At 48.1% G+C, this 9,452-nt stretch carries 10 protein-coding genes; 1 reads left to right on the top strand and 9 read right to left on the bottom strand.

All coding sequences use genetic code 11. The annotated features are described in order from the left end of the window. Nucleotides 1-222 precede the first annotated feature (222 nt). On the top strand, nt 223-501 hold the full coding sequence (locus LKD46_RS15945) for a type II toxin-antitoxin system HicB family antitoxin (RefSeq protein WP_015525547.1): 279 nt from the start codon (nt 223-225) through the stop codon (nt 499-501). 141 nt (nt 502-642) lie between these two features. Here LKD46_RS15945 and LKD46_RS15940 read toward each other — a convergent pair whose 3' ends face one another. The 9 genes from LKD46_RS15940 to fabK all read right to left on the bottom strand — a co-directional run bounded on the left by LKD46_RS15940 (nt 643) and on the right by fabK (nt 9,449). Continuing rightward, entirely contained in the window at nt 643-1,083 is a 441-nt protein-coding gene (locus LKD46_RS15940) for a MarR family winged helix-turn-helix transcriptional regulator (RefSeq protein WP_022427168.1), read from the bottom strand. A gap of 135 nt (nt 1,084-1,218) precedes the next feature. Further along, nucleotides 1,219-2,973, bottom strand: a complete 1,755-nt coding sequence (locus LKD46_RS15935) for an acetyl-CoA carboxylase carboxyltransferase subunit alpha (RefSeq protein WP_227574364.1) — start codon at nt 2,971-2,973, stop codon at nt 1,219-1,221. Then, on the bottom strand, nt 2,963-4,327 hold the full coding sequence (locus LKD46_RS15930; protein ID WP_015525545.1) for an acetyl-CoA carboxylase biotin carboxylase subunit: 1,365 nt from the start codon (nt 4,325-4,327) through the stop codon (nt 2,963-2,965). The genes LKD46_RS15935 and LKD46_RS15930 overlap by 11 nt, the downstream gene beginning before the upstream one ends. Before the next feature lie 9 nt (nt 4,328-4,336). Beyond that, nucleotides 4,337-4,765, bottom strand: a complete 429-nt coding sequence (gene fabZ / locus LKD46_RS15925) for a 3-hydroxyacyl-ACP dehydratase FabZ (RefSeq protein ID WP_015525544.1) — start codon at nt 4,763-4,765, stop codon at nt 4,337-4,339. A gap of 105 nt (nt 4,766-4,870) precedes the next feature. After that, on the bottom strand, nt 4,871-5,446 hold the full coding sequence (accB, locus tag LKD46_RS15920) for an acetyl-CoA carboxylase biotin carboxyl carrier protein (protein WP_227574363.1): 576 nt from the start codon (nt 5,444-5,446) through the stop codon (nt 4,871-4,873). A 4-nt stretch (nt 5,447-5,450) separates the two neighbouring features. Then, nucleotides 5,451-6,692 (bottom strand): beta-ketoacyl-ACP synthase II, encoded by a 1,242-nt coding sequence (gene fabF, locus LKD46_RS15915; protein WP_227574362.1) that lies wholly within the window; start codon nt 6,690-6,692, stop codon nt 5,451-5,453. 32 nt (nt 6,693-6,724) lie between these two features. Beyond that, entirely contained in the window at nt 6,725-7,465 is a 741-nt protein-coding gene (gene fabG / locus LKD46_RS15910) for a 3-oxoacyl-[acyl-carrier-protein] reductase (protein ID WP_227574361.1), read from the bottom strand. Nucleotides 7,466-7,580: 115 nt separating this feature from the next. After that, nucleotides 7,581-8,501, bottom strand: a complete 921-nt coding sequence (fabD, locus tag LKD46_RS15905; protein ID WP_118514118.1) for an ACP S-malonyltransferase — start codon at nt 8,499-8,501, stop codon at nt 7,581-7,583. A gap of 3 nt (nt 8,502-8,504) precedes the next feature. After that, the gene (gene fabK, locus LKD46_RS15900) at nt 8,505-9,449 is read right to left on the bottom strand and encodes an enoyl-[acyl-carrier-protein] reductase FabK (RefSeq protein WP_110102723.1); all 945 of its coding nucleotides are present in this window, start codon (nt 9,447-9,449) and stop codon (nt 8,505-8,507) included. Between the last annotated feature and the right edge of the window lie 3 nt (nt 9,450-9,452).

Genomic DNA, 9,452 nt, shown 5'->3' with positions numbered 1-9,452 from the left:
ACATACCGCGCGAATTTATGCGATCAGCATAAATTCTGTGCATCGCGAAGCGTGTTACTGAGAACGGAGTGAACAGTGACCTTATTTGGATCTTTCGTTCGGTCATGAACTCGCTTGCCCTCATTCTGAAATTGGTATATACTTATCTTGATCAGGTAAAACTATTCATATTCGTGGTATTACACGGATCACTTCATTTTAAAAAAGAAAGGAATCTTACCTATGAAATTTATATATCCCGCAGTTTTCCGTCCCACAGAGGACAAAAAATACAATGCTTTTTTCCCGGATCTTGCCTGCTGTGAAGCCAACGGTGACACGCTGGATGATGCCATCGAAAATGCCAATGCAGCTGCATACGACTGGATCTACACAGAGCTTATGGAATTTGAGGGAAAGCTTCCTCCGGTTTCCGATGAGAGCGATCTGGAGCTTCAGGAGGGAGACGTTGTCCGCAATATCTCTGTAAATATCCGCTTCCAGGATGGCTGGGACGAATAAACTCCCATATCACAAAAACAAAGGCGACATTTAATATTATTTTAAATAAATGTCCGTGTTGAAAATGCCTGTTATGCAAAAAGCATCCGGATCGGTAATTGTCCTTTATTACCGATCCGGATGCTTTTATTATACGTTTCTTTATTGTTCATGATACTGTCTGAAAAATTTACGCAGTCCGTCCAGTGCTTTTACCAGCACTTCTGTCTCATTCTCATTCAGCTCTGCGATCACCGCTTCTGTCATCTGCCTGTGAAACTCCGCATGATGATGATATGCCATACGTCCCTTATTTGTAAGCTGGATAAATACCACACGCCGGTCCTTCTCACTTCGTTCTCTCTTCACATAGCCTTTTTTTACAAGACTGTTCATAGATGTTGTGAGGGAGCCTACAGTGATCTTAAGCTTAGCTGCAATGGAGGACATGTTCCCTCCTCCAAGGCCTACAGCCTCGATAATGTGCATATCATTGTTGGAAATATCTTTATATTTATCTGTGATGATGGCTTCCTCCTCCAGTCGGAGGATTTCATTGAACAGATTCACCAGCACGTCATTTATAACTTCCCGATTGTCCACTCTACCCGCTCCTGTTTCTCCGGAGTAAAAAGGCTTCTCCGGTTCTCTGTTTATGAAGCCATCGTAACATAAATATGGCATTTTTTCCACTGGATTTTTGCTTTGCAGGCTACAAAATCACTGCACTTATTGCTTCTACATTTTCCGGAAACGTTCATAGCGATGTTCCAGAAGCTTCTCCGACTCTTCTTCGCCATATTTCTCAAGAAAATCCGCAATTCCGTTTTCCAGATAACCTGCAATATCATTTATGTTCTCACGGCTTACAGGCTCTGCTTCCGGGATCACATGCTCGATCAACCCCATCTGGTAAAGGTCTGCAGATGTGAGCTTCATCACTGCTGCTGCTTCCTTCGCCTTTTTGCTGTCTTTCCAGAGAATGGAGGCAAAGCCCTCCGGGGACAGGATGGAATAAACGGAATGCTCCAGCATCCATACCTCATCTGCCACAGCCAGGGCAAGGGCACCTCCGCTTCCACCTTCACCGATCACAACGGAAAGCACCGGCACTGTGAGACCTGCCAGTGTATAGAGATTTTTAGCAATGGCTTCACCCTGTCCACGTTCCTCTGCTTCTAACCCGCAGAATGCACCTGGTGTATCTACAAGACAGATCACCGGACGGTGAAATTTCTCTGCCTGCTGCATCAGACGCAGGGATTTCCAGTACCCCTCCGGAGAAACCATTCCGAAATTCCGGACAATGTTTTCCTTTGTACCCTCTCCTTTTTCCTGTGCAAGAACAGTTACCGGCTGTCCGTGGAAAAGTGCCACACCACCGATTACTGCCGGATCATCACCACAGTGACGGTCTCCGTGAAATTCCATGAAATCGTCAAAAAGTGCTTCGATGTAATCCTTTCCTGTAGGGCGTGTTTTGGCTCTGGCAAGCTGGACATGTTCCCAGGGAGTGAAATCTCCGGATGGGGCGAAGTCCGGCCAGATCGTATTATCTTCCTCAACAGTTTCCATTGATTCCTTATTGTCAGGATTGAGACTGTTTTTAATGTCTGTATTATCGGACTGTACATTATTCAGGATTTTATTCTGATGCAATCTCAGAATATCTGCCAATACGATCCTCTGCTCCTCACGCTTTACGATCTTGTCCACAAAGCCGTGTTCCAGAAGAAATTCAGCTCTCTGGAAGCCTTTGGGAAGCTTTTGCCCGATGGTCTGTTCGATCACTCTGGGACCAGCAAAACCGATCAGCGCTTTCGGCTCTGCCAGGATAATATCTCCCAGCATGGCAAAGCTTGCAGTCACGCCGCCTGTTGTCGGGTCTGTGAGGACCGGCACATAAAGAAGTCCGGCATCGCTGTGCTTCCGAATTGCCATACTGGTTTTTGCCATCTGCATCAGAGATACCAGGCCCTCCTGCATTCTGGCACCGCCGGAACAGATATAGAGGATTACCGGCAGTTTCTCCTCTGTGGCACGTTCAAAAGCCCGGGTGATCTTTTCTCCCACGACTTCTCCCATACTGGACATCATGAAACGGCAGTCACAGACACCAAGTGCCACAGGTGTCCCTTTTATAGTACACTTTCCGGTAACTACAGCCTCATCAAGCCCTGTCTTTTCACGAAGCCCCTGAAGCTTTTCTTCATAGCCTCTGTACTGAAGGGGATTCCGTTCTTCCATGTGAGCATCCCACTCCACAAAGCTCTTTCTGTCTGCGATCATTTTGATTCGACGGTAAGCGGGTACATGGAAATAATTTCCGCAGTGGGGACAGATGTATTGATTCTGCTTTACCTCGTCTACAAAAACCGCCGCTTTGCAGGCGTTGCATTTACGCATCAGGTTATTCGGCACCTCCGGAGTGTTTTCCTGTTCCTCACCCCGGATATCCCTGACTGTTTTTTTGAACATGTGCTTAATTCTCATTGATCTTCACTCCCGCAATGATATGGCTGGCAAGAAAGCCAGTGTCAAAGTTTCCGGACTGATAATCCTCATCTTTCAGGATTTCGTACTGATAGTCAATATTTGTATCGATTCCGTCAATGATCACCTCACCAAGAGCGCTCTGCATTTTTGCAATGGCTTCTTTCCGGTTACCTGCATGAACGATCAACTTCGCAAGCATGGAATCATAATAAGGCGGGATCTTACAGCCGTTATACACACAGGTATCCACACGGATCCCGTTTCCTCCCGGAAAATGCGCTCCCTGGATAGTTCCCGGCGAAGGACGAAAATTTTTCTGAGGATTTTCAGCATTGATCCTGCACTCAATGGCATGTCCCTGGATCCGGACATCCTCCTGAGCAATCTCAAGAGGCATTCCGGAAGCGATCTTCAGCTGCTCCTTTACAAGATCGATCCCTGTCACCCACTCTGTCACCGGATGCTCCACCTGAATCCTTGTATTCATTTCCATAAACCAGAATTTTCCATCCGGTTCCAGAAGAAATTCGATCGTTCCCGCATTTACATAACCGGCTGCTTTCGCCGCCGTCACCGCCGCATGGCCCATTTTTTCTCTTAATTCCGGAGAAACTGCAGCACTTGGAGATTCCTCGATCATCTTCTGATGATTCCTCTGGATGGAGCAGTCACGCTCTCCCAGATGGATCACATTTCCGAAGCTGTCTGCAAGGATCTGAAACTCAATATGTCTCGGATTTACCACAAAATGTTCAATATACATAGTACCGTCGCCAAAAGCGATCTCAGACTCTTTTCTGGCAGTTGCATAGGCTTCTGGAAATTCCTCCGGTGTATTTGCCACACGCATGCCTTTTCCGCCGCCACCAAGAGCTGCCTTGATGATCACCGGATAACCGATCCTCTCGGCTTCCTTAAGACCGGTTTCAATATCCTCCACATCCCCTTCGCTGCCCGGAACTACCGGAACACCAGCTGCGATCATAGTGCTTCTTGCAATTTTTTTGTTGCCAAGCATGCGGATGACCTTTGATGGCGGACCCACAAATGTGATCCCGCATTTTTCACAGAGCTCCGCAAATCTGGCATTTTCAGAAAGAAAGCCAAATCCCGGATGAATGGCATCCGCACCGGAAACCATGGTTGCGCTGATGATCTGTTCCATATTCAGATAACTCTGTGCAGATGGCCCCGGTCCGATACAAATTGCTTCGTCCGCCAGCTGTGTGTGAAGGCTTTCCTCATCTGCCTCAGAATAAACCGCCACTGTGGCAATTCCCATTTCTCTGCAGGCACGGATAATACGCACCGCGATCTCGCCTCTGTTGGCGATCAGTAACTTTCGAATCATACAATCACCTTACCCGATCATAAATGTAAGCTCTGCCTCTACGGCAACCTCTCCATCCACAGATGCCACTGCAGAACCAATGCCTACAGGACCCTTTCTGCGGATGATCTTTGTTTCAAGACGGAGCTTGTCTCCCGGAGCTACCTTTCTGCGGAATTTACACTTGTTGATGCCTCCGAAATAAGCGGTTTTTCCCTTCATATCCTCCAGGGAAAGAATGGCTACCGCACCCACCTGTGCCAGCGCTTCTACCATCAGAACACCCGGCATTACCGGCTCCTGGGGAAAATGTCCCCGAAAAAAATCCTCGCGGAAGGTCACACATTTATATCCGACAGCAAATTCACCCGGCTCATAATCTTCAATATAGTCCACAAGCAGAAACGGATGTCTGTGTGGAATGATCTCCTCGATCTGTTTTACATCAAGATGCTTCATTCTCTGTCCTCCTGTAAAATCCCGGAGAAAACCACCGATTACATAATCTGCATTCTTTTTCCCCGGAATACTCTCTCTTATTCTCTGATTCTGATCTGAAGGTACTTATCGGATACGGAAAAGCTTCTGACCGTATTCTACCGGCTGTCCGTTCTCCACATAGATTTCTGCGATCTCGCCGTCAAAATCGCTTTCGATCTCATTCATCAGCTTCATAGCTTCCACAATTGCAAGAACCTGGCCTTTTTTTACCTTGTCTCCCACCTGAACGTAAGGCGGAAGATCCTGGGACGGTGCAGCATAGAAGGTTCCTACCAGCGGAGATGTTACCAGGCTGCCTGTCTGATCTTCCCCGCTCTGTGGTGCGGCTTCCGACTGCTCAGTACCTTTCACTCCCTGTGCTTCTGCCACAGTTTTTCCTGTCACTGCCATTTCATCTGTTGAAACCGGCACCACAGGATCTTTGCCTGCCGCCGGTGCTGTATTCACTGCCCTGCGGACTTTTCCACCGGTCATTCCTGCTGCCGGAATGTTTTCCACAGTTTCCCCCATAACACCCTGGATGATCTGCGGCTTTCCGTGTTCCATACTTAAGGTCAGATCTGCTGTCTCATATGTAAAGGCAGTAAGCTCTGATGCAGATACGTGATCGATCAGTTCAAGGATCTGGTTAAATTCCATAGGTTCAGTCCTCCTCATACTTCTTTACAAGCAATGTTCCGTTGTGTCCTCCAAAACCAAGGGAATTGCTCATTGCATAACGAACTTCCTGTTTTGCCGGAGCGCCGATCATATAGTTCAGATCAAGCTCCTCCTCTGTTTCTGTTGTTCCCACTGTCTGATGGATAAATCCGTCCAGAATGGATTTTACGCATACGATAAACTCAACAGCTCCTGCTGCGCCAAGAAGATGGCCCACCATGGATTTTGTGGAATTGATCTTTACATCCTTGGCAGCGTCCTTAAACGCAAGCTTGATAGCTCTTGTTTCAAACAGGTCATTGTGATGTGTTCCGGTTCCGTGTGCATTGATATAATCTACCTGCGCCGGTGCAACACCTGCTTCCTTCATGGCATTTTCCATAGCACGTGCGGCGCCGCTTCCGTCCTCGGCCGGAGATGTGATATGGAATGCGTCTGCAGTTGCACCGTATCCCACAACCTCTGCCAGGATATTGGCATTTCTCTTTTTGGCATGCTCCAATTCTTCCAGAACAACCACACCTGCACCCTCGCCCATTACAAAACCGCCTCTGTCTTTATCAAACGGAATGGATGCACGCAGCGGATCTTCACTTGTACTCAGTGCAGTAAGACTTGCAAAGCCCGCGATACCGATAGGGCAGACAGCTCCCTCTGTACCACCGGCGAGCATTACATCTGCATCACCATACTGAATGGCACGAAAAGCATCTCCGATGCAATGTGTTCCTGTCGCACATGCTGTTACCACGTTGGTACATTTTCCCTTTGCACCGGTAGCGATAGAAACATTTCCGGCTGCCATGTTTGTGATCATCTTCGGAACAAGAAGCGGATCCACTCTTGAAGGACCTTTTTCCATAAGCTTCTTCTCATTGGTCTCGGTAGCCTGAAGACTTCCCACACCGGAGCCGATGATAACGCCTACCATGTAAGGATCTTCCTCTTCCATCTTAAGCCCGGAATTTTCCATGGCTTCCAGTGCAGCTGCTACAGCATACTGGGAAAAAGGCTCCATTCTTCTTGCAGTCCTTGGATCCATGCGATCCTTTGCCACAAAATCTTTAAGCTCTGCTGCCAGTGTTGCCTTGTATCCGGTCGTATCAAAACGGGTGATCGGTCCGATCCCCACCTTTCCTTCTTTTACTCCGTTCCAGAAGCTTTCCACATCATTTCCGATCGGTGTTACTGCTCCAAGTCCTGTTACTACTACTCGTCTTTTCATCAATCTATCCTCCTGACTCCGGGGAGCCTCCTTTACATTGCCATTCCGCCGTCTACGCGAAGTACCTGTCCTGTGATGTAACGTGCACCGTCTGATGCCAGAAATGCGGCTGCCTTTGCCACGTCTTCTGCTGTTCCCATGCTTCCCATGGGGATAGATGCCGCAATATTTTCTTTTACTTTGTCAGAAAGCACGTCTGTCATGTCTGTTTTGATAAATCCCGGTGCAATGGCGTTGACCGTGATTCCTCTGGATGCCAGCTCCTTTGCCGCGGATTTTGTAAGACCGATGATCCCGGCTTTGGATGCCGCATAATTGGCCTGTCCTGCATTTCCACGAAGTCCTACCACCGATGAAAGGCTGATGATCCGTCCGCTTCTCTGCTTCAGCATCATTCTGGACACATGACGGATGCAGTTGAAGGTTCCTTTCAGATTGATGTCAACAACTCTGGAAAAATCTTCCTCACTCATTTTCATGAGAAGTCCGTCCTTCGTAACTCCGGCATTATTTACCAGAATATCAACACGTCCGTATTTCTCTGCAACGGCTTTAAAAAAAGCTTCACATGCATCAAAATCTGCCACATTGCACTGCAGGATATCTGCCTGGCCACCGGCTGTCTCGATATCTGCTTTTGTTTCCCGGGCTTTTTCTTCTGAGCCGTTATAATTGATCACTACAAGATTTCCTGCTTTTGCAAGTTCCAGGGCGATGGCTTTCCCGATTCCACGTGCACCGCCTGTTACGACTGCGATTTTTTTCTCTGACATATGAATTCCTTTCTGATGTTATGCGGTCGTCCGTGATCCGCATTTGTTACCTGGCATTTCTGTCTGCTGCCCTATGCCAACTTTACTTTTGATTCTTTATCTGTTTTTCCAATATTTATACCAGTTCCCGGCAGACCTTCTCTGCATCTTCTACGGTCTGGATGTTATATACTTTTACATTTCTGTCGATCTTTCTCATAAATCCGGCAAGGGTTCTTCCCGGTCCGATCTCAATAAATGTATCTACTCCCTGACGGATCATATTTTCCACACTCTGCTGCCAGCGCACGGAAGAAGAAATCTGTTTTTCCAGAAGTGCTTTTGTTTCCGCCGGATCTTCCACATACTCTGCGGTCACGTTTGTCACATACGGGATTTTAAGTTCATGAAGTGTGACACCCTCCAGAACCTTTCCCAGTTCTTTTCCTGCAGTGGCAAGCATTGCGGAGTGGAACGGTCCGCTGACATTTAACGGGATCACTCTTCTTCCTCCGGCTGCCTTCAGCTTTTCAGAGGCTTCCTCAACTGCTTCCGCAAGGCCTGTGATCACGATCTGGCCGGGACAGTTGTAGTTTGCAATACTTACATCTGCAATGTCTGCAAGCACTTCCTCGATCTTCTCTGTCTCCATTCCCATAACTGCTGCCATGCTTCCCTTACCTGCCGGAACTGCCTGCTCCATAAGGATTCCTCTTTTTCTCACGGTAGTAACAGCATCCTTCAGTTCCATGCCGCCGGCAGCTTCAATAGCGCAGTACTCGCCAAGGCTTAATCCTGCGGTTACATCCGGGTGAAGTCCCATCTCCTCTACCACCTTCTCCATGGCAAGACAGGTGGTGACCAGTGCAGCCTGTGTATATTCAGTCAGGTCAAGCCTGTCATTTTCTTCAAAGCAAAGTGCTTTCATATCCAAATCCAGCCACTTGCCGGCAGAGTCGAAAACATCCTTTGCTGTATCGTATTTCTCATAAAAATCTTTTCCCATTCCGGCCTTCTGTGCACCCTGGCCCGGAAAGATGAATGCTGTTTTTCCCATTTATTATTCCTCCACAAGAAAGCTGTTTTTCTTTACAGTCTCTTTTGTCTCTCTGATCAGTCTTGCCATCAGCTCCTTACAGGTCGGTACATCCTTTACCATACCTGCGATCTGTCCGGACATAACGCTTCCGGTTTTTACATCGCCATCAACAACAGCCTTCCTGAGACCACCAAGTGTCAGCATTTCCAGTTCCTCAAAGGATGCGCCTGCTGCTTCTTTCTCCAGATATTCCTTTGTCATAGGGTTTCTTAAGGTACGGACCGGATGACCTGTGGTACGGCCGGTTACTCTTGTGTCGATATCTCTGGCTTTCAGAAGGAACTGTTTGTAATTCTCATGTACGTGACATTCCTCTGTTGCCACAAATCGGGTTCCCATCTGTACGGCTTCTGCACCCAGCATAAAGGCTGCCGCGATCCCACGACCGTCTGCAATTCCACCTGCTGCAATTACCGGGATCTTTACTGCATCCACGACCTGCGGTACCAGCGCCATAGTGGTTGTCTCACCGATATGTCCGCCGGACTCGGTTCCCTCTGCTACCACTGCATCTGCGCCACAGCGCTCCATTCTTCTTGCAAGAGCTACAGATGCAACAACCGGGATCACCTTTACTCCGGCAGCTTTCCATGCTTCCATGTATTTTTCCGGGCTTCCGGCACCGGTTGTTACTACCTTGATGCCTTCTTCTACTACGATCTTCGCAACCTCATCGGCACTCGGACTCATCAGCATGATGTTTACACCAAAAGGCTTATCTGTCAGTTTTTTCGCCTCACGGATCTGCTCACGTACCCACTCTGCCGGTGCATTTGCAGCTGCGATCAGTCCCAGGCCGCCTGCCTCGGATACTGCTGCCGCAATGTGATGATCTGCCACCCAGGCCATACCGCCCTGGATGATAGGATACTCAATACCAAGTAATTCTGTAACTCTTGTTTTCATCTT

This window comes from Blautia fusiformis, from assembly GCF_020686995.1.
Taxonomy (GTDB): domain Bacteria; phylum Bacillota; class Clostridia; order Lachnospirales; family Lachnospiraceae; genus Blautia_A; species Blautia_A fusiformis.
Note: the sequence above shows the minus strand (reverse complement) of the source record. Positions and strands in the feature narration are given on the sequence as shown.

Bases quoted from the DNA above. Each gene is read 5' to 3' on its own strand.
- fabG (WP_227574361.1), bottom strand. From the start codon at position 7,465: ATGTCAGAGAAAAAAATCGCAGTCGTAACAGGCGGTGCACGTGGAATC.
- fabF (WP_227574362.1), bottom strand. From the start codon at position 6,692: ATGAAAAGACGAGTAGTAGTAACAGGACTTGGAGCAGTAACACCGATC.
- fabD (WP_118514118.1), bottom strand. From the start codon at position 8,501: ATGGGAAAAACAGCATTCATCTTTCCGGGCCAGGGTGCACAGAAGGCC.
- LKD46_RS15945 (WP_015525547.1), top strand. From the start codon at position 223: ATGAAATTTATATATCCCGCAGTTTTCCGTCCCACAGAGGACAAAAAA.
- LKD46_RS15930 (WP_015525545.1), bottom strand. From the start codon at position 4,327: ATGATTCGAAAGTTACTGATCGCCAACAGAGGCGAGATCGCGGTGCGT.
- LKD46_RS15935 (WP_227574364.1), bottom strand. From the start codon at position 2,973: ATGAGAATTAAGCACATGTTCAAAAAAACAGTCAGGGATATCCGGGGT.
- accB (WP_227574363.1), bottom strand. From the start codon at position 5,446: ATGGAATTTAACCAGATCCTTGAACTGATCGATCACGTATCTGCATCA.
- fabK (WP_110102723.1), bottom strand. From the start codon at position 9,449: ATGAAAACAAGAGTTACAGAATTACTTGGTATTGAGTATCCTATCATC.
- fabZ (WP_015525544.1), bottom strand. From the start codon at position 4,765: ATGAAGCATCTTGATGTAAAACAGATCGAGGAGATCATTCCACACAGA.